Here is a 20,866-nt window from a genome sequence, read left to right on the forward strand (position 1 = left end):
CGCGGATGCGGTCGCCGTCGGCCACGGCGTCGGCCAGGCGCTTGAGGACGACGACCGCCACGGCGTCGCTCGGCGCGTGGCCGTCGGCGCTCGCGTCACCGAACTTGCTGCGTCCGTCGGCGGCCATGCCACCGGCCTGGGTCATCACCAGACCCTCGTCCGGGCGGAGTTTGATGTTCACACCCGCGGCCAGGGCCAGAGGGGTCTCCCGGGAGCGCAGGCTCTGCACGGCCTGGTGGACGGCGACCAGAGAGGAGGAGCAGGCCGTGTCCACGACGACACTGGGCCCGCGGAAGTCGAAGGTGTGGGAGATCCGGGCGGGCAGCAGTGAGCGGAAGTTGTTCAACTGCGAGGCGGTGGCGCCGTACGGCCCTTGGCGCAGGGCCGACTCTAGGTAGTCCGCACGGGCGTTGCCCACGAACACCCCGGTCCGGCTGCCGGCCAGCAGGTCGGGTCGCTGCCCCGCGTCCTCCAGCGCCTCCCAGGCCGTCATCAGCAACAGCCGCTGCTGCGGGTCGAGCTCCACCGCCTCGGTCGCGGACATCCCGAAGAACTCGGCGTCGAAGTGGTCGATGCCGTCCACATAGCCCGCGCGGCGGCTGGCTATACGGCCCGGTCCGGGGACGGGGGAGTGGAGGGCGTCTACGTCATAACGTTCCGGAGGGGTCTCACTCGTGGCGTCCGTACCGTCCCTCAGGAGGGCCCAGAGATCGTCGGCTCCCGATGCGCCGGGGAGCCGGCAGGCCACGCCGATCACCGCCACCGCCCGGGCGTCCGCGTCAGACCTGTTCATGACGTTACTCCTTCGATGTTCGCCACTGTCCGTAGGAGATGGCGCAGTTGACCTTGCCGCACGGCCTTCCGGCCGTTGACGCGGCATCACGGCATTACCGAGGGCGGCGCGGTGGACGCAACGTGGCGTTCGACACGCCGCCCTACCGCCAGGCCCCCGTCTCCGGGCGGAAGGGACGGTCCGCTCACGAGCCCGGTACGCCGTCGTACCGGGCTCGTCCGACGGACAGGAGAGCTTCTCGAGCAGATGGGCGCCCCCTCGTCGGGGCAGGGCAGCGGGCCGTCGGCAGCGGCATGGATCTTGGCGGGAAACTGCGCATGGCGCCCTGGCCGAAACGGCGCTGTCGCTCGCTCTCGTGACGGGCGGTCCGCAGCTCGAACCGTACTTGCCCCACGCTGCCGTGCCCTCTCTCGCAGGTGCGTCGCACGAACCCATTACACACGGGCCGCACCAGCGGCGACATGTCCCGTCCGTCACAGCCCACGGAAATCCGAACCAAAGTTCGATCCTCGAGTGGGAGTTCGGAGAGAATGCGCCGACGTCGAAAACCAGCCCGCCGCACGATTGTCGTATGCCGGATCGTTTCCGCTCGATGGGCGCTCAAGGAATGGCGGGAAGTGATCGCCGTAGGTTGAAACCTGGAAATATTTGGACAGACTCACGGTTTGGGCATCTCCACGCCCTCACACAGACGCGGTGGTTCCGGACGTGCTCCGAGCAAGTCCCGCGGGTCCGCGAGGCGTTGTGCGTGAGTCAAGTGATACGGAAATCATCGGAGGGGGCGATCCGCGGAAGCTGGGATTCTGCTTTCATCTGATCTCATGGATCCCCTCTCTCCTGACCACGCCCGGCTCGCGGGTGAGCAACGGAAGCTACGACTGCAGGTTCTCGGCCTCAACACCGTCGAGGCGGAGGCCACGTTCGACCGTGTCGCGCGGCTGGCGGCCAGTTTCACCCAGTCACCTCTGGCCATGGTCAACTTCATCAACGACGAGCGGCAGATGTTCCGCGGCATGTACGTGCCCACCGCGTCGCCCGACGACAAGGTGAACCCCGACGGCGGTGGGATCGCCTTCGACCTCAGCAACCTCTCCCGGGAGGCTCCCGGCGACTACGGCTTCTGCCCCCATGTGGTGGCCCAGGGATCCCAACTCGCCCTGGACGACGTCTTCGACTACCCCCGCTTCAAGGGCAACCCCCTCGTCAACGACCTCGGCGTGCGCTCCTACCTCGGCACCCCGCTGCGCGACAACACGGGCATGATCCTGGGCACCGTGTGCGTCGCCGACTTCAAGCCCCGCGCCTGGGACCGCGGCCTGCGCGAGGGCATGCAGGAACTCAGCCAGACCCTGCTGTCCGACTTCAAACTGCGGGACAGCCTGCTGGCACAGCAGCAGGAGCTGTTCGCCGTCTTCGACGGCGCACCCTTCCCCATCATGCTCACCGAGGGCCCCAACCACCTGCTGCGCTACGCCAACGGCAAGCAGGGTGCCGCCTTCGGCATGGTCCCGCAGTTCAGCCCCGGCCGGATGGTGCTGCCCGGCCTGGAGGCCATAGGCGTCTTCAACGCGATGGACGACGCCTACCGCACCGGGCAGCCCACCACGCTGTCCCAGGTCTCCCTCACCACGTACGACGATCCACGGCCGCAGGAGTTCACGTTCCTGTGCACCCCGGTGCGTACGTCGCCCGGGGCGCCGATCAGCGGTGTCCTGACGGTGGCCATGCAGAGCACCGGGCAGAGCTACCCGGGCTCCGAGCAGCAGGCCTTCGCGGCCAACGTCCAGGAGCGCTTCGAGCGGCTCGGCGCGATGCCGGACCACCGGGAGAGCGCCGGCTACCGCACCTGACCACCCCTCTGCGCGGATCGGCCCAGGGCTCGGGTTCCTGAACTGCCCGAGCCCTGACGGCCGCGGCCTCGCGACAGCGTGCTCCGTGGCGACGGTTCAGCCTGGGATCGAGCCGTTCCCGCTCAGAGTGGAGACATGCGCCCCGTCACCGGCGCGCGGAGCCGTCCGCCGCGACCGCCACCTCCCTGGCCCAGCGGTAGTCCGCCTTGCCGCTGGGCGAGCGCCGGATGGCCTCCGTGACGACCAGCTGGCGCGGGATCTTGTAGCCCGCGAGCCGTGTCCGGCAGTGCGCCTGGATGTCGTCCAGGGAGGGATGCGCCGCGCCCCGGCGCGCCTGCACCACCGCCGCCACATGGTTGCCCCAAGTGGCGTCCGGGACCCCGGCCACCAGTGCGTCGTACACGTCCGGATGCGACTTGAGCGCCTGTTCGACCTCCTCCGGGTACACCTTCTCGCCGCCGGTGTTGATGCACTGCGAGCCACGCCCCAGGACGGTGACGACGCCCTCCTCGTCGACCGTCGCCATGTCGCCGAGCAGCACCCAGCGCTCGCCGTCCTTCTCGAAGAAGGTCTCGGCCGTTTTCCCCGGGTCGTTGTAGTACCCGAGCGGTACGTGCCCGCGCTGCGCGATGCGGCCCACCTCGCCGGCCGGCACCGGCTCGTGGGTGACCGGTTCCACGACCCGCGTACGGGAGTTGACCCGGATGCGGAAGCCGCGGCCGGGGCCGGAGTCCGGGGTCGCGGTGCCGTTGAAGCCGGACTTCGAGGAACCGAAGTTGTTCAGCAGCACGGCGTTCGGGACGAGCGCCTGGAACTGCGCGCGGACGGTCTCCGACATGATCGCGCCGGACGACGACACGCTGAACAGGGACGAGCATCACCGGCCTGCGCGAACGCGTCGTCCTCGGGGTGAGGCCCCGTGACGGCCGCACCCTCGTCCCGCCCGTCGAGTACGACCCCGTCACCGCCGAGGAGATCCGCGACCTCGTCGAGGTCGCCCCCACCGGCACGGTCACCACCTGGGCCTGGAACCACGAGACCCCCCGCGGCCAGCCTCTTGCCACTCCCTTCGCCTGGGTGCTGGTGAAGCTCGACGGCGCCGACACCGCCCTGCTGCATGCCCTCGACGCCCCCGGCCCCGAGGCCGTCCGCACCGGCCTGCGGGTCCGCATCCGCTGGGCCGAGGAGCGCTCCGGCGCCATCACGGACATCGCCTGCTTCGAGCCGTACGACGGCGAACCGGCCCGGCCGGCGGGCCACGACGGCGAGTTCGCGGACGCGATCACCGGCATCGTCGCCCCGGCCCGCCTCGACTACACCTACTCGCCGGGCCGCGCCCAGTGCGCCTACATAGGCGCCCTCGCCGGGCGACGCACCGTCGGCGAGCGCTGCCCGACGTGCCGCAAGGTGTACGTACCGCCGCGCGGCGCCTGCTTCACCTGTGGTGTCGCCACACACGAGCAGGTCGACGTGGGTCCCCGCGGCACGGTCACCACCTTCTGCATCGTCAACATCAAGGCGAAGAACCTCGACATCGAAGTGCCGTACGTCTACGCGCACATCGCCCTCGACGGGGCCGACCTGGCGCTGCACGGCCGCATCGGGGGCATCCCCTACGACCAGGTCCGCATGGGGCTGCGGGTCGAGCCGGTGTGGACCGAAGGGGCGCGCCACCCCGACCACTGCCGGCCCACCGGCGAACCCGACGCCGACTACGACTCGTACAAGGAGCTGCTGTGACCCGCGAGATCGCCGTCGCCGCCTTCGCCCAGACCGACCACCGGCGCACCAGCGACGAGCTCTCCGAGGTGGAGATGCTCATGCCGGTGCTGCACGAGGTCCTGGACCGGACCGGGCTGAGGACCGCCGACATCGGCTTCACCTGCTCCGGCTCCAGCGACTACCTCGCCGGCCGCGCCTTCTCCTTCACCCTCGCCCTCGACGGCGTCGGTGCCTGGCCGCCGGTCTCCGAGTCGCACGTCGAGATGGACGGCGCCTGGGCGCTGTACGAGGCGTGGACGAAGCTGCTCACCGGCGACGCCGACACCGCGCTCGTCTACTCCTGCGGCAAGTCCTCACCCGGCTCCGTACGGGACGTGCTGACCCGGCAGCTCGACCCCTACTACGTCGCCCCCTTGTGGCCCGACTCCGTGGCCCTGGCCGCCCTCCAGGCTCAGGCGCTCATCGACGCGGGGGAGACCGACGAGCCGGCGCTGGCCGCCGTCGCCGCCCGCAACCGCGCGGCGGCGAGCACCAACTCCCAGGCCCAGCTGAAGGCTTCGGTACCGCAGGGTGACTACCTCGTACGACCGTTGCGCACCGGGGACTGCCCGCCGATCGGTGACGGAGCCGCCGCCGTGATCCTCGCGGCGGGGGAGCGGGCCCGGGAGCTGTGCGCACGGCCCGCCTGGATCCGGGGCATCGACCACCGGATCGAGGCGCACGGGCTCGGCGTGCGCGACCTGACGGACTCGCCGTCCACGCGGCTCGCCGCCGAGAAGGCCGGTGCCTTCGAACGGCCCGTCGACACCGCCGAGTTGCACGCCCCGTTCAGCTCCCAGGAGGTGATCCTGCGCAAGGCGCTCCGCCTCGACGACAGCGTCGCGGTCAACCCCTCCGGCGGCGCCCTCGCCGCCCACCCGGTCATGGCAGCCGGGCTCATCCGCGTCGGCGAGGCCGCCGCCCGCATCCACCGCGGCGAGTCCGACCGCGCCCTGGCCCACGCCACCTCCGGACCGTGTCTGCAACAGAACCTGGTCGCCGTACTCGAAGGGGGTCCCCGATGAGCAAGGAACCCGTGGCCGTCACAGGGATCGGCCAGACCAGGCACGTGGCGGCGCGCCGGGACGTGTCGATCGCGGGGCTGGTGAGGGAGGCCGCCGGACGTGCCCTCAGGGACGCCGAGTTGGCATGGGCGGACATCGAGGCCGTCGTCATCGGGAAGGCGCCCGACTTCTTCGAGGGCGTCATGATGCCGGAGCTCTACCTCGCCGACGCCCTGGGCGCCGTGGGCAAGCCCATGCTGCGGGTGCACACGGCCGGTTCGGTCGGCGGCTCCACCGCGCTCGTCGCCGCGAACCTGGTCGCGGCCCGTGTCCACCGCACCGTGCTGACCCTGGCCTTCGAGAAGCAGTCCGAGTCCAACGCCATGTGGGGCCTGTCGCTCCCGATCCCCTTCCAGCAGCCGCTGCTGGCCGGCGCGGGCGGCTTCTTCGCGCCGCACGTACGGGCGTACATGCGGCGCAGCGGCGCCCCCGACACCATCGGCTCGCTGGTCGCGTACAAGGACCTGCGCAACGCGCTCAAGAACCCGTACGCGCATCTGCACGAGCACGACATCACGCTCGAGAAGGTGCAGTCCTCGCCCATGCTCTGGGACCCGATCCGCTACTCCGAGACCTGCCCCTCCTCCGACGGCGCCTGCGCGATGGTGCTCACCGACCGTGCGGGGGCGGCCCGTTCGCCCCGGCCGCCCGCCTGGATGCTCGGCGGCGCCATGCGCAGCGAGCCGACCCTCTTCGCGGGCAAGGACTTCGTCTCACCCCGGGCCGGAAGGGACTGCGCCGCCGACGTCTACCGGCAGGCCGGGATCGCCGACCCGCGCCGGAACATCGACGCGGCCGAGATCTACGTGCCCTTCTCCTGGTACGAACCGATGTGCTGGAGAACCTCGGCTTCGCCGACGAGGGCGAGGGCTGGAAGCTCACCGAGGCCGGGGTGACCGAACTCGACGGAGACCTCCCCGTCAACATGTCGGGCGGTGTGCTGTCGACCAACCCCATCGGCGCCTCCGGCATGATCCGCTTCGCGGAGGCGGCGCTCCAGGTGCGCGGGCAGGCCGGGGAACACCAGGTGGACGGCGCCCGCCGGGTGCTCGGGCACGCCTATGGCGGCGGGTCGCAGTTCTTCTCCATGTGGCTGGTCGGCGACCGGCCGCCGAGCTCTTGAACGCATCCTCCTCACGTGCCCTGTCGGCCGTGCGATGCGATCGCTAGGCTGGCCGCGGACGACGAACCGGGAGGAGCACGGACGTGGCCGAGAGCACCATCCAGCAGCGCCCGCCGGCGGGCTGGGACAAGCCGGAGCTGGACCTCAGCAACGCCGAGTGGCAGTCCAGCAGCCGAGGGCTCGGGGATGTCCAGATCGCCTTCGTGGAGGGCTTCATCGCGATGCGCAACAGCGGCCGCCCCGAGAGCCCTTCCCTGATCTTCACCCCCGCGGAGTGGGGTGCGTTCGTGTCGGGAGCGCGGGAGGGGGAGTTCGACCTCACCTGAGTCCTCGCCCGCTGCCGGATCTCCGGACACGCGGCCGGTGAACCCGCCCTGGGGCCGCCCTCTGCGTCAGGCTGAGTGCTGAGAGCTCCGTACACAGCCGCGTCCCGGAGGCGAGGATTCCATGAGCACCGAGCCGGTCATCGCGGCCGTCGACGGATCGGACGACAGCCTGCGTGCCCTGGACTGGGCACTGACCGCCGCACAGCTGCGCGGGGTGCCGCTGCGCGTGGTCCATGTGCGGCAGTACGGGCCCTGGGCACAGCCCGGCGCCCTGGTCGCCGGACCCCCGGCGCCGGCCGAGGACCCGGTGCTCGAGGAGGTCAGGGCGCGTCTGGACGACAGGACCGACCGTCCGGTCACCGATTACCTGGCGGTGGACGGCTTCCCGGCCGCGGTCCTGCCCGAACTCGGAGCCGACGCCCAGCTGATGGTGCTCGGCTCACGGGGCCGCGGCGGCTTCGCCGCCCTGTTGCTCGGCTCCACGAGCCTGGCCGCCGCGCGCGACAGCGCCTGCCCGGTGGTCGTGGTGCCGCGCCCGGGCCGCGAGGTGCACGAGGGGCCGCCCGTCGCGCCCGGACGGCGCGTGGTCGTCGGTCTGCACGTCGACAGCCCCGCCGAGGCCACGCTCGCCTTCGCTTTCGCGGAGGCGGCCCGCCGCGACGCCCGGCTGCACGTGATCGCCACCCACCCCTGGCCGCCGTTGGAGATCTGGCCGGCGCCCGGCGAACTCATGCCTCCGGCCGTCGACGAGGACGCCGTCGAGGACGAGATCCGTAGCCTGGCCGCGAGTCTCCTGGGCCCGCGGCACGCACAGCACCCGCACGTGCCGACCGACCTTTCCACGCCCCCCGGCGACGCGGCGGGCCACCTCGTCGCGGCGTCCAGAGGCGCCGAACTGGTCGTGGTCGGCCGTCATCGCCGCCGTCTCCTCGCCCCCGCCCGCATGCTCGGCTCGGTGACCCAGGCGGTCCTGCTCCACGCTGCGTGCCCCGTCGCGGTGATCCCGCCCTCGGTGGAGCCGACGGGATGACCGGGTGTACACCGCCACCGACCCGGTCCGATGGCATGATCATGCCGGAGGTGGAAGCCATGACACTGAATGCCGACGACCGGATGGCCGTCACCGAGCTGCTCTCCCTGCACGGCCACCTGTTCGATGCCGGTGCGCTGGACCGGCTCGACGAGTTGTTCACCGACGACGTCGTCTACGACGTCACCGACTTCGGCCGGGAGCCGCTGACCGGCATCGCCGCCATCCGGGAGGCGACCCTCGCACTCGGCACGGCGAATCCGGTCGCGCACCACATCACCAACGTCGTGCTCACCGAGATCACCTCCGGCGAGGTGCGCGCCCTGTCCAAAGGGCTCGGTGTCCACGCGGACGGCACCTGCGGAAGCGTGACCTACGACGACACCGTCGTACGCGGCCGGGACGGTTGGCGGATCAGCAGGCGCCGGGTGATCGCGCGGCGCGCCCCGCTCGACGGAGCGTGACCAGCTCAGGCGCGGTGCGCATGATCGGCTCACGCCCCGGCCGAACGTGATCGGCCTCGCCAGGGGGCGGGCCCGGTTTCGCGGTCGGGCACGTACCATGGCGGCATGTCCTTCCTCCGCCGCCGCAGTGCCACCCCCGCCGGGCCCGACTTCGACGTACTGGCCATGGACCCGGGTGACTGGCCGGGCAATCTCGGTGCCGGTCTGCTGCCCGCGCCCGACGGCAGCTGCCAGGGCGTCTTCCTGCGCTACGACCTCTTCGGCGGTCGCGGCCCCGCGATGATCATCGGTAATCTGCCGGAGGGCTCCCCGGCCCGCGACGTCGCCGAGGGCGAGGTCCCCTTCGAGGTGGCCCAGCTCCTGCTCGCACTGGAGAACGACGAGGAGGTCACCGTCGTCGGCAGCGAGGACATCCCGGTGATGCAGGGTGACAACCTCCTCATCGTGCGCCGGCTCAAGCTCTCCGAGGGCCGGATCTCCTGCGTCCAGTTCGACCGCAGCGACGGCGTCCTGGTGACCATCGCCGCCTGGGACCGCCCCATCACCGACGACCTGTACGCACTGCTGAAGCCCCTGCCCGCGGAGCTGTTCCAGCAGGGCTGACACCCCCGAAGGCACTTCAGGGCCGGGACCACCCGTGGTCCCGGCCCTTCCTTTCGTGCTACGAGGCCGACGGCACCACCCGCACGTCCGCCGCCCGGACGAACGCCACCCGGTGACCGAACTGGATCTCGTAGTACAGGTCCTTGCCGGCCACCACCCGGTGCGAGTCCGTGGTGAAGGTGGTCGAGTAGTAGTACTCACCCGGCACCACGCCGCCGATCACATACCGCTGGCCCGCCGGGAGCCGGTACGGCAGCGGCGAGACCGACTGCACGGGCACCCCCTCGGGGTACGCCTCCTTCTCGGGGTAGGCCCGGCCGTACACCGGGATGTCCGTGAGACCGTCCCTGGGCGTCACCACGAACCCGGACGCGTTCACCGCCGTGGGCTGCTTCTTCGGGTTCATGAACCACGCCTTCCGGCCCAGGTACCAGATCGCCGTCCAGTCCCCGTCCCGGTCCGCGACCGCGTACCGCTGCCCCGTGGACGTCCGCGAGCCGACGTCGTTCACGTCGATCGTCGAGTCGCCGCCCTTGGGGTACAGGCCGATGTCCTTGATCAGCGGCGCGGACTCGTCCGGCGCGCTGTACAGCCGGACCTCGCTGGAGCCGTGCGCCGCGCAGGGCTCGCCCGCGGTGGTGCAGCCCGTGTACCGCGGCTGGTTCGCCGCGTAGTCCGGCAGGATCGTCACCAGCCCGCCCTTCGGCCCGGCCGTCGCGTGGAACGGCCTGCCCAGCAACTCGAAGTAGTGCCGCCAGTCCCAGTACGGGCCCGGGTCCGTGTGCATCTGCGGGATGTACGACGAGGTCGGGCCCGGCACGTTGTCGTGACCGAGGATGTGCTGACGGTCGAGCGGGATGCCGTACTTCCCGGCGAGGTACCTCACCAGCCGCGCCGACGAGCGGTACATCGCCTCCGTGTACCAGGCGTCCGGCGAGGCGAGGAATCCCTCGTGCTCGATGCCGACCGACGCGGCGTTGACGTACCAGTTGCCCGCGTGCCAGGCCACGTCCTTCGCCTTCACGTGCTGGGCGATCAGTCCGTCCGTGGAGCGCACGGTGTAGTTCCACGACACATACGTCGGGTCCTGGACCAGCTTGAGGACGCCGTCCCACCGGCCTTCCGTGTCATGGATGACGATGTACCTGATGCGTTGCGAGACCGGCCGGTCCGCCAGGTCGTGGTTGCCGTAGTCGTTGTCGCCGAACTGCGCGTAGGACGCCGCGATCCACTCGCAGGACACGCTCCTCGGGCAGTCGGTCCCGTCCGCGTCCGCCGCGCGGAGCCCGGCGCGCCCCAGCTGAGCGGTGTGGGGAGCGAGGCCCGGGTCCGCGGCGAGCCGTACGCTCTCCCCGGTGTCCGTGGTGCGCTGCTCGCCCTCGCGAATCACCGCGAAGACGTCGTTCGCGTACGCGGCCGCCGTGGCGGTGTCGTCCGCGCCGGAGAACTCCGCCACCGCCCCGTACCAGTCGGCAGGATCGGCGCTCAGCGGCTCGCCGAGGTGTTTCTGCGCGGCGGCGAGCAGGGCGGCCCCGCCCGCGATGTTCGCCGCCGGGTCCGTGCGCAGCCGCTCGGCCGACAGGCCGGTCAGCACGGCGGCCCGGGTCAGCGTCCGCAGCCGGGCCGGCAGTTGTGCGTCGGCCGGCACCTGCGTGGTGGGCGCCGGCGCCGGACGGGCCTGGTCGCCACGCGCGTCGTCCGCGCCCTCGCTGTGCCGCGGCGTCTCGGTGGCGATCGCGGTGCGGGCGTCCGTCAGATGCATCGGGCCGTAACCGCCCGCGACGCTCGGCGCGCCACCGTGCGTGTCCCAGCGGGACTGGAGATAGGAGACGCCGAGCAGCACGCTCCGCGGTACGTGGTACTGGGCGGACGCGGCGGCGAACGCGCTCTGCAAGCGGTCAGGGGTGTCCTGCCCGGGGGCCGGGGAGGTGCCCAGCAGCGGCAGCAGCAGCGCCGCCGAGACGACGGCGCCCGCGGTCCTGGAGGTGCGTCTGTGCCCGGCGGGGGCATGGCCGTCGGTGGTGGATCCTCGCAAGGCAGCCTCCTGGGACGGTCGGGCGCTCTGGGGCGTGCGGGGGGCCGAACGTCCGTCAGTGGTACTCGGTGACCGACGATCCGTCAATCATGCCTGCGAGCCCACGAATTCCCATGTCAGCAGCGGTTGCCGGGAGTTTCGCGACGGCGGTGACAGGGCCTGCGGGGCGTCACTGGTGTGGACCGATGAGCCGAACGGGCGACCGCCGACGGGTCCCCGGCCGGCCGGAGACGACGAAGGTCCGCGGTGCGCCGTTTTCGTGAGCGCTCCGCGGACCTACGTCCCCGTCAGCGAGTGCCGACCGCCGCTCGTACGGCCCGCCGGGCCATCTGGCAGTCGTCGTGCAGCCGCCGCAGCAGCAGCCGCTGCTCCTCGCCGGACGGCGCAGCGCCCGGGTGGGCCACTCCCGGTGCCGCCGGGGCCGTGTCGTGCATCGAACGCTGCACGGCCGTCTCATACGTGCGGATCTCACGGGTCAGGACGAGCATCAGGTTCACCAGGAACGCGTCTCGTGACGCCGGCCCCGCCGACTGCGCGATCTGGCTGATCTGACGCCGCGCCACGGGAGCGTCGCCGAGGACGGCCCACAGCGTCGCCAGGTCGTACCCGGGCAGGTACCAGCCCGCGTGCTCCCAGTCCAGCAGCACCGGGCCCGCCGGCGAGAGCAGGACGTTCGACAGCAGGGCGTCGCCGTGGCAGAACTGGCCCATGCCCTGCCGGCCCGCCGCGTGGGCGATGCCGTGCAGCAACTTCTGCAGATCGCCCATGTCCCGGTCCGTGAGCAGCCCCAGATCGTGGAAGCGCGAGATCCGCTCCGCGTAGTCCAGCGGGGCGCCGAACGTGCCCGCCGGGGGACGCCACGCGTTCAGCCGGCAGATCGCGCCCAGTGCCGCACGGATGTCCGCGCGCGGCGGCGCCTCCACCGGATGCCGCTGCAGCGCGGCCACCCGGCCGGGCATCCGTTCGATGACCAGGGTGCAGTTGTCGGGGTCCGCCGCGATCAGCCGAGGCGCCCGCACCGGAGGGCGGTGCCGGACGAACGACCGGTACGCCGCTATCTCGTGCCTGAAGCGCTCGGACCAGATGGGGGAGTGGTCCAGTAAACACTTGGCCACGGCGGTACTGCGTCCCGTCGTGCCGACGAGGAGCACGGAGCGCCCGCTCCGGCGCAGTACCTGCACCGGGGTGAACTCCGGGCAGATGCGGTGCACAGAGGCGATCGCCGTGCGCAGTTGCGCGCCCTGGGGGCCGGACAAGTCGATTCTCCCGCTGAGCGGCTGGGGGCCGGCGCCCGGGACGCGCCGCGTCCTGCCGGCACCGAGCACGGGGGCCGCCGGTCGCGCGGGCTCGAGATAGGGGCCGCCGGCGCCCGGGCGGGGACGCAGCGGCCGGGGCGGGGCGGACACGGAGGACGATGCTGCGTACATGGGTGAGACAGATCCCTTCGTGTGCCTGCGAATTCCGCGCCCGCCCGGCCCGGCCGCCGCCGGCGCACCCTGGGGAATGCCCCTGCGGCGACCGGGTCGGGGTGGCGCGTTCCTACCTGACACCCGATGAGCCGTGGCACACCATCTGGCGCACCCTGGCGAACCCTGGCGAATAGTCCCGCTGCAACTGACAGCGGGCTACTGTCAACTCAGCCGAGAACCTGGGGGCTTGATGTGAGCGGACAACCCAACACCCGCCTCGCGGACCTGTTCGGCCTGACCGGCTGGTCCAAGGGGGAACTCGCGAGGATGGTCAACCGGAAGGCGGCGGCCATGGGCCACCCCCAGCTGGCGACCGACACCTCCCGGGTGCGGCGTTGGATCGACATGGGAGAGATCCCGCGCGATCCCGTGCCGCGGGTGCTGGCGGCGCTGTTCACCGAGCGACTCGGCCGTGTCGTGACCATCGAGGACCTCGGTCTGGTCCGGCACGGGCGCGCGGGGAGACGGCGTGACGAAGGGAGTGCGAAGCACCCCGACGGAGTGCCATGGGCGCCCGAGCGGACGGCTGCGGTCCTCACCGAATTCACGGGAATGGACCTCATGCTCAACCGACGCGGCTTGGTGGGCGCGGGTGCCGCGCTCGCCGCAGGATCCGCACTCAGCAGCGCCATGCACGACTGGCTGCGCACCGATCCGGCCCTGGCGGCCGACGCCCCCCGCTACGACGACCCCCTGCACGCCGACCCCGCCGGGTTCGACCGCTACGAGGCCGCCCCCATCGGGTCGCAGGAGGTGGAGGAGCTGGAACGCTCGGTGGAGGTGTTCCGGGCCTGGGACGCGGCCCGCGGCGGCGGCCTGCAGCGCAAGGCGGTCGTGGGGCAGCTCAACGAGGTGGGAGGCATGCTCGCCTACCGCCACCCCGACCATCTGCAGCGCCGCCTGTGGGGCGTCGCCGCCAACCTCGCCGTTCTCGCGGGCTGGATGTCGCACGACATCGGCCTGGAGCCCACGGCACAGAAGTACTTCGTCATCGCCGCGCACGCGGCACGCGAGGGCGGCGACCGGCCCCGCGCCGGGGAGGCGCTCTCCCGCGCCGCCCGGCAGATGGTGCACCTCGGCCGTCCCGACGACGCTCTGGACCTGATGCAGCTCGCCAGATCGGGCTCCGGCGAGGAGGTGCTGCCACGCACCAAGGCCATGCTCTGCACCATCGAGGCCTGGGCGCAGGCGTCGATGGGCAAGGGACAGGCCATGCGGCGCACCCTCGGCGAGGCGGAGGACCTGTTCGTCTCCGACAAGGGGGACGTGCCCCCGCCGAGCTGGATGCAGATGTTCGACGAGGCGGACCTGCACGGCATGCAGGCCCTGGCCTACCGCACCCTCGCCGAACACGAGCCCGGCGCGGCCCTCATCGCGCAGCGCCACGCCAAGGAGGCGCTGGAGCTGCGCGGAGCCGGCCGGGACCGGTCGAAGATCTTCGACCACATCTCCATGGCGTCCGCCTGCTTCATCGCCGACGATCCCGAACAGGCCGACCGCTACGCCCGCCTGGCCCTGACGTCCATGGGGGCGAACTCCTCCCAGCGCACCTGGGACCGGCTGCGTGAGATGTACCGGCTCACCGCGCAGTACTCGAGCTACCCGAAGATCCAGGACCTGCGTGAGGAGATCGAACAGGCGCTCCCCAAGGGTCTGTCGAAGCCGAGGGGTGGCAACCGGGCGCAGACGTAAAGGACCTGTGGGTCCGGTGCGGACAACAGGGCGGAGCCGTCCTGCTCCCTCTCCCTGACCGTCAGGAGACCACCCTGGCGACGAGCACGCACGCGTCGTCCTCGCGCCCGCTCTCGCCGAACTCCTCCACGACAGCCCGTACGCAGTCCTGGGCCGTGCGGTCTGCGCGGAGGCGCGGAGCCAGGGCGAGCAGCCTCTGCACCGCCTCCGTGCCGGTGTGCCGCGGGACCAGCCCGTCGGTGTGCAGGAGCAGCAGGTCGCCTTCCCGGAGCGTCTCCTCGGCCTGCCCATAGGCCGCTTGGGACCTCGTCCCGAGCAGGACGCCCTCCGGTCCGGCCAGCACGCGCCCCGTCCCGTCGCGGAACAGCAAAGGGGCGGGGTGCCCCGCCTGTGCCCAGCTCAGGGTGCGGGTGGCGGCCCGGTAGCGGCAGCACACCGCGCTGCCCAGGGCCGGCTGGTCGGAGGCGTCCAGGAGCTGGCTGAGCCAGCCCAGGAGCCGGCCGGGCGCGGTGCCGGCCATGGCCATGCCCCGGAGGGCACCGATCAGGGTCGCCATGCCGGAGGCCACGGTCATGCCGTGTCCTGTGAGCTCGCCGGCGCCGAGCAGCGTGTCCCCGTCGGGCAGGTCGAACGCGTCGTACCAGTGCCCGCCGATCGGCGCGTTCGCGGAGGCGGGAAGATGGCGGGCAGCCAGGTCCAGGGCGCCGGCGTCCTGTCGCGGGAGACGCAGCGAGCCGCGCCGCGGCGGCAGCACGGCCTCCTGGAGCTCGGCCGCGAGCCGGTGCTCGGTCCGGGCCCGGTGGCGCTGCATCGCGTCGCCGGTCTCGCGCACCGTCCGTTGGCTGCGGCGCAGTTCGCTCACGTCCCGCAGCACGGCCCACATCGAGGCCGTGCTGCCGTCGGCGTCGAGCACGGGCTCGCCCATCATGTGCACCGTGCGGACCTCGCCGCCGGGGCGACGGATCCGGAACTCGCCGTCGATGGGTTTGCCGTCGACCAGGCAGTCCGTCACCATCGCCGTCAGCAGCGACCGGTCCTCGTCGTGCACCAGCGAGGGCAGTTCGTCGAGGGTGAGCGCGGGGGACGAGGGTTCGCGGCCGAGGATCTGGTACAGCTCGCCCGACCAACTCGCCTCGTCGGTCAGCAGGTTCCACTCCGCGCTGCCGACCCGGCTGAGCAGGGACCCGGCGGGAGGTCCGGCGGGCGCCGGTGACGGGCCGTCGCGGAGCTGCGCCAAGTGGGCGTCGAGGTCGTTGAGTTGATGAAGTGCGAGGTCGCACAGCGCCCGCTGCCACCGGCCCTCGGGGTCCGTACCGTCCTCGGGCGCCTCTCGCCGTACGGCGTCCACCTCGCCGCGCAGCCGCCGGGTCTGCGAGATGAGCGCGTCGACCGAGTCGTGGCCGGGCGGTGGGGGGGCGGGGCGGTCCGCGGAGAGATGGGGTGGCATGACGCGCTCCGATGCGGGGACGGTTCGACCAGGTCCGGCGGAAGGACCGTTACGACTGTGGCACAGCCGACGACGGGGCGTAAGGGATTTGGCAACACCCGATACGGTGGTGCTTCTGGCATATGCCAAAGGCCCTGCGGAAGGGGTGGTCGGAGCCGGTGACGGGCTGCATCGGCCGCGCAAGTCGTAGGGAGAGTACGCCACTTGACGATTGGGATACAGACGTCAGGTCGTGCACATGTACGGGTGGTGAATGGGTGTACGGGTCCGCCGAGGCTGTCAGCGGTCATCGTCCCCGTACAGCTCGGGGCGCGGTGCCAGGGTGACCGACTCCCGTTCGCCGCTCTCCTGCGCCCGCACCCCCGCCTCGGCGACCACGGAAGCCGCATAGCCGTCCCACGCGGAGGGCCCGACGACCCACCCCTGCCGGGTGGCGTCGACCCAGGCCTGCACCTCCCGGTCGTAGGCATCGGCGAACCGGACGAGATAGTCCTGCGCGACCTCCTCACGCGCGCCGTCCGCGGTCGTGACGACCATGGAGTGCCCCTCGCCGATGCGGGCGCTGCCGCCCTCGCAGACGGCCTCGCAGCGCACCTGGTAGCCGAAGCCGGTGTTGACGAAGATCTCCACATCGACGAGGGCGCCCCCCGACGTCTCGAACAGCACGAATTGCGGGTCGAGCAAGCCGTCCGGAGCGTTCGAGGACGACCCGGGGCGCAGCACGGTCACCGCGGTCGGCTCCTGGCCCAGCAGCCAGCGGGCCGCGTCGATCTCGTGCGAGACGGAGCTGTTGATCAGCATGGCGGTGGTGAAACCGGGAGGCGAGGAGACGTTGCGGTGCGTGCAGTGCAGCATGAGCGCCCGCCCCAGCCGACCGCTGTCCAGCAGCGACTTCAGCCGCAGGTACTCGGCGTCGTACCTGCGCATGAACCCCACCTGTGTGAGGCGCCGACCGAGCCGGGACTCCGCCTCCACCACGCGCAGCGCCCCGGCGGCGTCCGGCACCAGCGGCTTTTCGCACAGTACCGGCAGTCCGCGCGCGAAGGCCGCGAGCAGCGCCTCCTCATGGGCAGGGCCCGGCGAGGCGATCAGCACGGCCCCTACACCGGGCGCGTCCAGCGCGGCCTCCGGTTCGACGTGCACCCGGACGCCCTCGACACCGGCCGTGGCCTCTTCGGCGCGGTCCTTCTCGGGATCCGCCACGGCCACCACCCTCGCTCCGCTCACCACGCGGTCCAGCCGGCGTATGTGATCGGCGCCCATGTGCCCCGCACCCAGTACCGCCACGCCCAGCAACTCGCCCATGGGCCCCCGCCCTCCCCGTCCGCAGACCGTCCCCGGCAGGGTAGACCGCGGAGAGACGACCTCGGCACAAGCCCCGGCAGGTGAGCGGCTCAGTAGCGGAGCACCCCGGCGATCCCCTGTGCGTCGCCCAGGGCACCGTCAGGGACGAAGCGGACGTCGGCGCCGGTGTCCAGGCAGCGCTCCACGATCTCGTCCACGATGTCCTCGCGGGCGTCCAGGTCGCCGCTCTCGGCGGGCACCAGGTGGTCGCCGCCGTCGGCGCGGACCGTGACGCGGTAGTTCTCCTCCACCGCGAGGAGGCGGATGCGTCCGTCGGAGGCGTTCTGCCAGACCTCGTCGACGCCGGCGGCGAACGCCTTGCGGCCGCGGGCCGACTCCAGCTCACGGCTGACCGTCTCGACGGTCCTGTGCTCCTCGGCGGCGATCACCGGCCGGACGGCCTGCCACACGGCGTCGGGGGTGCCGTGGGCGAGACCGCCGTGGCGGACGTGGACCGCGTCCTTGGTGACGGTGCCGAGCTCGTCCAGAACGGACAGCGCGGCCTGCTCGCCGGCGACGTAGAGCGGGCGCGGGTACCTGCGCAGGATCTTGCTCATGGCGGTGTCGGCCTCCCGCAGGAAGCGGCGGGTCGCCTCGTCGCGGGACGTGCTCGGCATGTCGCCGATCTGCATCTGGCGTTCGGCGTCGAAGTTCTCCCGGCTCCGGGTCAGCGGGAAGCCGCCGACGCGCTCCTCCGCGACGTGGCCGGCACCGCCGTTCCACAGCGTCACCCGGTCGGCCGAGACCGTGAGCACCCAGAACGGCCGCTCGGCGACCTGCGCGGCCACCAGGTTGCGGGTCAGGAAGGTGTCCGAGAGCACCACGCGCTCGGGCACCGTGCGGGCCAGCGACCACACCTGGTGCTCGCCCGGCGCGGCGAAGATCACCAGGCCGTCCTCGGCATGCGCGAGGTCGACCTCGGCGAGTGCCCGGTCGAGCTGGTCGGCGACCTCGATACGGCGTTCCCGGGGGACCGCCGGGTCGGCCTCGAGTTGCTTCTTGGCGTCGGCCAGCGCGTTGCGCAGCCGTACCCGGTCCTCCGCGTGCTCGGTCGCGCGGCGGTGCGTCGGCGTCAGCACCGACACCGCGGGGTACGGCCGTGGCCGGCGCAGTTCCGCGAGAGTCGTGGGACTGAGGGCATGCTCCATATGAGCACCTTAGGACTGATTCGCTTGTCGGGCATTCGGGACAGTTGAGTGCAAAGTGAAGACTGTGACACCCGCTGGGCGGCGGTGCCGCACCCTGAGCCGTCGGCCCCCTGGACGAACCGGGACGTTGGGGAACTCTTTGCCCGTGGCCGAGACCTGATGGCCGTGTCCCTCGATGAGGCCCATCGGCGCGTACACGAGACGTAAAACCCGGCCGAAACAGTGGGGTGGGCAAGCCCGGTCGGGTCGCGGACGCGTTGACCGCCTGCCGCGGCATGACACACGCTCGACATATAGCTGCTTGATGCAACTGGTTTGTCGGGGCGAAGCTGGATTCCTGCGAAACCGCAGGTGAACGCGGTGTCCCCGGCGCTCGGACGCGGGAGGCAACACATGTGCGGCATCACCGGGTGGGTTTCCTACGACCGTGATCTGCGGACGGAGACCGCGACATTGGATGCGATGACGCGGACCATGGCCTGCCGGGGCCCCGACGACAGCGGCACCTGGATCGGCGGTGCCGCCGCCCTCGGCCACCGCAGGCTCGCGATCATCGACCTGCCCGGCGGACGCCAGCCGATGACCGCCGAGACGCCGGAGGGCACCGTCGCGCTCGTGTACTCGGGGGAGACCTACGACTTCACCGAGCTGCGCCGTGAACTGAGCGCCCTGGGCCACCGCTTCACCACCGACTCGGACACCGAGGTCGTTCTGCGCGCCTACCTCGAGTGGGGCGACGCGCTCGCCGAGCGTCTCAACGGCATGTACGCCTTCGCCCTCTGGGACGGCCGCCGCGACACACTCGTGATGATCCGCGACCGCATGGGGATCAAGCCCTTCTACTACCGCCCGACGCCAGACGGCGTCCTCTTCGGCTCCGAACCCAAGGCGATCCTCGCCAACCCGCTGGTCCCCGCCCGCGTCCGCCTCGACGGGCTGCGGGAGCTGCTCGCACTGGTCAAGACGCCCGGGCACGCCGTCTGGGACGGCATGCGCGAGGTGGAGCCCGGCACGGTCGTCACCGTCGACCGGCAGGGCGTACACCGGCGTGTCTACTGGCAGTTGGAGACCCGGCCGCACACCGACGACCGTGGCACCACCATCGCCACCGTCCGGTCGCTGCTCGAGGACATCGTGCGCCGCCAGCTCGTCGCCGACGTACCGCGCTGCACCCTGCTGTCGGGCGGCCTCGACTCCTCCGCGATGACCGCGCTGGCCGCGCGGCAACTGGCCCTGCACGGCGAGAAGGTGCGCAGTTTCGCCGTGGACTTCGTCGGACAGGCCGACCACTTCGTCGCCGACGAACTGCGCGCCACCCCCGACGCGCCGTTCGTGCACGACGTGGCCCGCGCCTGCGCCACCGACCACCAGGACATCGTGCTCGACGCCCGGGCCCTCGCCGACATGGACGTACGCGCCAAGGTCATCCGCGCCCGCGACCTGCCGACGGGTCTCGGTGACATGGACGCCTCGCTCTACCTGCTGTTCCAGGCGATCCGCGAGCAGTCCACCGTCGCGCTGTCCGGGGAGTCCGCCGACGAGGTGTTCGGCGGCTACCAGCAGTTCTTCGACGAGGAGGCACGCCGCGCCGACACCTTTCCCTGGCTGGTCCGCCACGGCCGGGGCTGGGGCGAGGACGCCGACGTCCTGCGCCCCGACCTCACAGAGGCGCTGGACCTCCAGGCGTACATCGCCGACGGCTACCGCACGGCCGTCGCGGACATCGCGCGCCTGGAGGGGGAGAGCGACTTCGAGTACCGGATGCGGCAGATCTGCCATCTGCACCTGACCCGCTTCGTACGGGTCCTGCTCGACCGCAAGGACCGTACGAGCATGGCGGTCGGCCTGGAGGTGCGGGTGCCGTTCTGCGACCACCGGCTCGTCGAGTACGTGTACAACACGCCGTGGGCGCTGAAGTCCTTCGACGGACGCGAGAAGAGCCTGCTGCGGGAGGCGGCCGCGGACCTGATCCCGAAGTCCGTGTACGACAGGGTCAAGAGTCCCTACCCGTCCACCCAGGACCCGAAGTACGCCCTCGCCCTCCAGGAACACGCGAAGGACCTCCTCGCCCGCCCCTCCCACCCGGTATTCGACCTGGTCGACCGCGAACGGCTGCGCCGGGCCGCCCACCGCGACACCCCGCAGATCACCCAGGCCTCCCGCCACGGCCTGGAACGGGCCCTGGACCTGGCCCTCTGGCTGGACCTGTACACCCCCGACCTCTCCCTCACCTGAACGCGGCTCTGCCGGGCCGCTCCCGGCCGCAGGAGCTGTCGTTCGGCGGCAGATCCCCGTGAGCGCGGTGCGCCGGTGACCGGGTTGCGGAGCCGGCGGCAACCCCTTCCCGCCGGTTCGACAACCGTGCCACTCGATGGGGTGAAAGGCAGATAAGCCATAACTCGGATGGTTCGTCTGCGTTTTACGGGGTGCGGGCGAGTGCTCGCGACCATGTCTGGAAGGCAGGGAACCTATGAATCGGGTTACCCGGAATGGTTTGATCGCCGTGGCCGCCGCCTCGGGGGCGATGGCCGTGGCGCTGCCGGCGCACGCGGACTCCGCGGCGGACGGCACCGCGGCGGGTTCGCCCGGGCTGATCTCCGGCAGCACCCTCCAGGTCCCGGTGCACGTGCCGGTCAATGTGTGCGGCAACACCGTGGACGTCGTGGGGCTGCTGAACCCGGCGGCGGGAAACGCCTGCGAGAACCGGGGCGCGGGCC

At 71.7% G+C, this 20,866-nt stretch carries 16 protein-coding genes and 2 pseudogenes; 11 read left to right on the top strand and 7 right to left on the bottom strand.

Translation table 11 applies throughout. The annotated features are described in order from the left end of the window. Positions 1-793 (bottom strand): polyketide synthase (locus tag C3488_RS34825; RefSeq protein WP_146067988.1); only part of this gene is annotated, 793 nt, incomplete at its 3' end. 821 nt (positions 794-1,614) lie between these two features. On the opposite strand from C3488_RS34825, the gene C3488_RS34830 reads away from it, so the two are divergent. Then, entirely contained in the window at positions 1,615-2,643 is a 1,029-nt protein-coding gene (locus tag C3488_RS34830; RefSeq protein WP_103844886.1) for a GAF domain-containing protein, read from the top strand. A gap of 145 nt (positions 2,644-2,788) precedes the next feature. On the opposite strand, the pseudogene C3488_RS34835 reads toward C3488_RS34830, so the two are convergent. Then, positions 2,789-3,520, bottom strand: a pseudogene (locus tag C3488_RS34835) (acyl-CoA synthetase); the annotation flags it as partial. Between C3488_RS34835 and C3488_RS34840 the strand changes: the two are divergent. The 7 genes and pseudogenes from C3488_RS34840 (at position 3,520) to C3488_RS34870 (ending at position 9,014) form a co-directional block, all read left to right on the top strand. Next, the gene (locus C3488_RS34840; protein ID WP_103844887.1) at positions 3,520-4,383 is read left to right on the top strand and encodes a Zn-ribbon domain-containing OB-fold protein; all 864 of its coding nucleotides are present in this window, start codon (positions 3,520-3,522) and stop codon (positions 4,381-4,383) included. The pseudogene C3488_RS34835 and the gene C3488_RS34840 overlap by 1 nt on opposite strands. Further along, positions 4,380-5,429 (top strand): thiolase domain-containing protein, encoded by a 1,050-nt coding sequence (locus C3488_RS34845; RefSeq protein ID WP_103844888.1) that lies wholly within the window; start codon positions 4,380-4,382, stop codon positions 5,427-5,429. Before C3488_RS34840 ends, C3488_RS34845 begins: the two co-directional genes overlap by 4 nt. Next, positions 5,426-6,591, top strand: a pseudogene (locus C3488_RS34850) (thiolase domain-containing protein). The gene C3488_RS34845 and the pseudogene C3488_RS34850 overlap by 4 nt, the downstream one beginning before the upstream one ends. A gap of 83 nt (positions 6,592-6,674) precedes the next feature. Beyond that, the gene (locus tag C3488_RS34855; protein ID WP_103844889.1) at positions 6,675-6,917 is read left to right on the top strand and encodes a DUF397 domain-containing protein; all 243 of its coding nucleotides are present in this window, start codon (positions 6,675-6,677) and stop codon (positions 6,915-6,917) included. Between the two features lie 121 nt (positions 6,918-7,038). After that, the gene (locus C3488_RS34860) at positions 7,039-7,947 is read left to right on the top strand and encodes a universal stress protein (protein ID WP_103844890.1); all 909 of its coding nucleotides are present in this window, start codon (positions 7,039-7,041) and stop codon (positions 7,945-7,947) included. Between the two features lie 59 nt (positions 7,948-8,006). Continuing rightward, on the top strand, positions 8,007-8,411 hold the full coding sequence (locus C3488_RS34865; RefSeq protein WP_103844899.1) for a nuclear transport factor 2 family protein: 405 nt from the start codon (positions 8,007-8,009) through the stop codon (positions 8,409-8,411). Positions 8,412-8,516: 105 nt separating this feature from the next. After that, positions 8,517-9,014 (top strand): hypothetical protein, encoded by a 498-nt coding sequence (locus C3488_RS34870; RefSeq protein WP_103844891.1) that lies wholly within the window; start codon positions 8,517-8,519, stop codon positions 9,012-9,014. Positions 9,015-9,072: 58 nt separating this feature from the next. Here C3488_RS34870 and C3488_RS34875 read toward each other — a convergent pair whose 3' ends face one another. Both C3488_RS34875 and C3488_RS34880 read right to left on the bottom strand, forming a co-directional pair. Next, positions 9,073-11,049 carry an N-acetylmuramoyl-L-alanine amidase gene (locus C3488_RS34875; protein WP_103844892.1) on the bottom strand — a complete coding sequence of 659 codons (1,977 nt, stop codon included), beginning with the start codon at positions 11,047-11,049 and terminating at the stop codon, positions 9,073-9,075. A 287-nt stretch (positions 11,050-11,336) separates the two neighbouring features. After that, the gene (locus C3488_RS34880) at positions 11,337-12,476 is read right to left on the bottom strand and encodes an aminoglycoside phosphotransferase family protein (protein ID WP_103844893.1); all 1,140 of its coding nucleotides are present in this window, start codon (positions 12,474-12,476) and stop codon (positions 11,337-11,339) included. A 234-nt stretch (positions 12,477-12,710) separates the two neighbouring features. Here C3488_RS34880 and C3488_RS34885 point away from each other — a divergent pair, with 234 nt between their 5' ends. After that, complete coding sequence (locus C3488_RS34885) at positions 12,711-14,210, top strand: hypothetical protein (protein WP_103844894.1); 1,500 nt, start codon at positions 12,711-12,713, stop codon at positions 14,208-14,210. A gap of 61 nt (positions 14,211-14,271) precedes the next feature. Here the strand turns inward: C3488_RS34885 and C3488_RS34890 are convergent, their stop codons facing one another. From C3488_RS34890 to C3488_RS34900, 3 genes are all read right to left on the bottom strand, one after another. Next, entirely contained in the window at positions 14,272-15,657 is a 1,386-nt protein-coding gene (locus C3488_RS34890) for a PP2C family protein-serine/threonine phosphatase (RefSeq protein ID WP_103844895.1), read from the bottom strand. Positions 15,658-15,936: 279 nt separating this feature from the next. Beyond that, positions 15,937-16,962 (bottom strand): Gfo/Idh/MocA family protein, encoded by a 1,026-nt coding sequence (locus C3488_RS34895; RefSeq protein WP_103844896.1) that lies wholly within the window; start codon positions 16,960-16,962, stop codon positions 15,937-15,939. Positions 16,963-17,051: 89 nt separating this feature from the next. Then, the gene (locus tag C3488_RS34900) at positions 17,052-18,149 is read right to left on the bottom strand and encodes a chemotaxis protein (RefSeq protein ID WP_103844897.1); all 1,098 of its coding nucleotides are present in this window, start codon (positions 18,147-18,149) and stop codon (positions 17,052-17,054) included. Positions 18,150-18,542: 393 nt separating this feature from the next. Here C3488_RS34900 and asnB point away from each other — a divergent pair, with 393 nt between their 5' ends. Both asnB and C3488_RS34910 read left to right on the top strand, forming a co-directional pair. Beyond that, on the top strand, positions 18,543-20,384 hold the full coding sequence (gene asnB / locus C3488_RS34905; RefSeq protein WP_103844898.1) for an asparagine synthase (glutamine-hydrolyzing): 1,842 nt from the start codon (positions 18,543-18,545) through the stop codon (positions 20,382-20,384). Positions 20,385-20,619: 235 nt separating this feature from the next. After that, a partial coding sequence (locus tag C3488_RS34910; RefSeq protein WP_146067989.1) for a chaplin occupies positions 20,620-20,866 on the top strand: 247 nt, incomplete at its 3' end.

Origin of the sequence: Streptomyces sp. Ru72 (genome assembly GCF_002920635.1) — a bacterium.
Taxonomy (GTDB): Bacteria; Actinomycetota; Actinomycetes; order Streptomycetales; family Streptomycetaceae; genus Streptomyces.

What these genes read in the sequence shown, in the direction of transcription:
- C3488_RS34895 (WP_103844896.1), bottom strand. Translation starts at nt 16,962, where the DNA reads ATGGGCGAGTTGCTGGGCGTGGCGGTACTGGGTGCGGGGCACATGGGC.
- C3488_RS34870 (WP_103844891.1), top strand. Translation starts at nt 8,517, where the DNA reads ATGTCCTTCCTCCGCCGCCGCAGTGCCACCCCCGCCGGGCCCGACTTC.
- C3488_RS34900 (WP_103844897.1), bottom strand. Translation starts at nt 18,149, where the DNA reads ATGGAGCATGCCCTCAGTCCCACGACTCTCGCGGAACTGCGCCGGCCA.
- C3488_RS34830 (WP_103844886.1), top strand. Translation starts at nt 1,615, where the DNA reads ATGGATCCCCTCTCTCCTGACCACGCCCGGCTCGCGGGTGAGCAACGG.
- asnB (WP_103844898.1), top strand. Translation starts at nt 18,543, where the DNA reads ATGTGCGGCATCACCGGGTGGGTTTCCTACGACCGTGATCTGCGGACG.
- C3488_RS34860 (WP_103844890.1), top strand. Translation starts at nt 7,039, where the DNA reads ATGAGCACCGAGCCGGTCATCGCGGCCGTCGACGGATCGGACGACAGC.
- C3488_RS34865 (WP_103844899.1), top strand. Translation starts at nt 8,007, where the DNA reads ATGACACTGAATGCCGACGACCGGATGGCCGTCACCGAGCTGCTCTCC.
- C3488_RS34880 (WP_103844893.1), bottom strand. Translation starts at nt 12,476, where the DNA reads ATGTACGCAGCATCGTCCTCCGTGTCCGCCCCGCCCCGGCCGCTGCGT.
- C3488_RS34890 (WP_103844895.1), bottom strand. Translation starts at nt 15,657, where the DNA reads ATGCCACCCCATCTCTCCGCGGACCGCCCCGCCCCCCCACCGCCCGGC.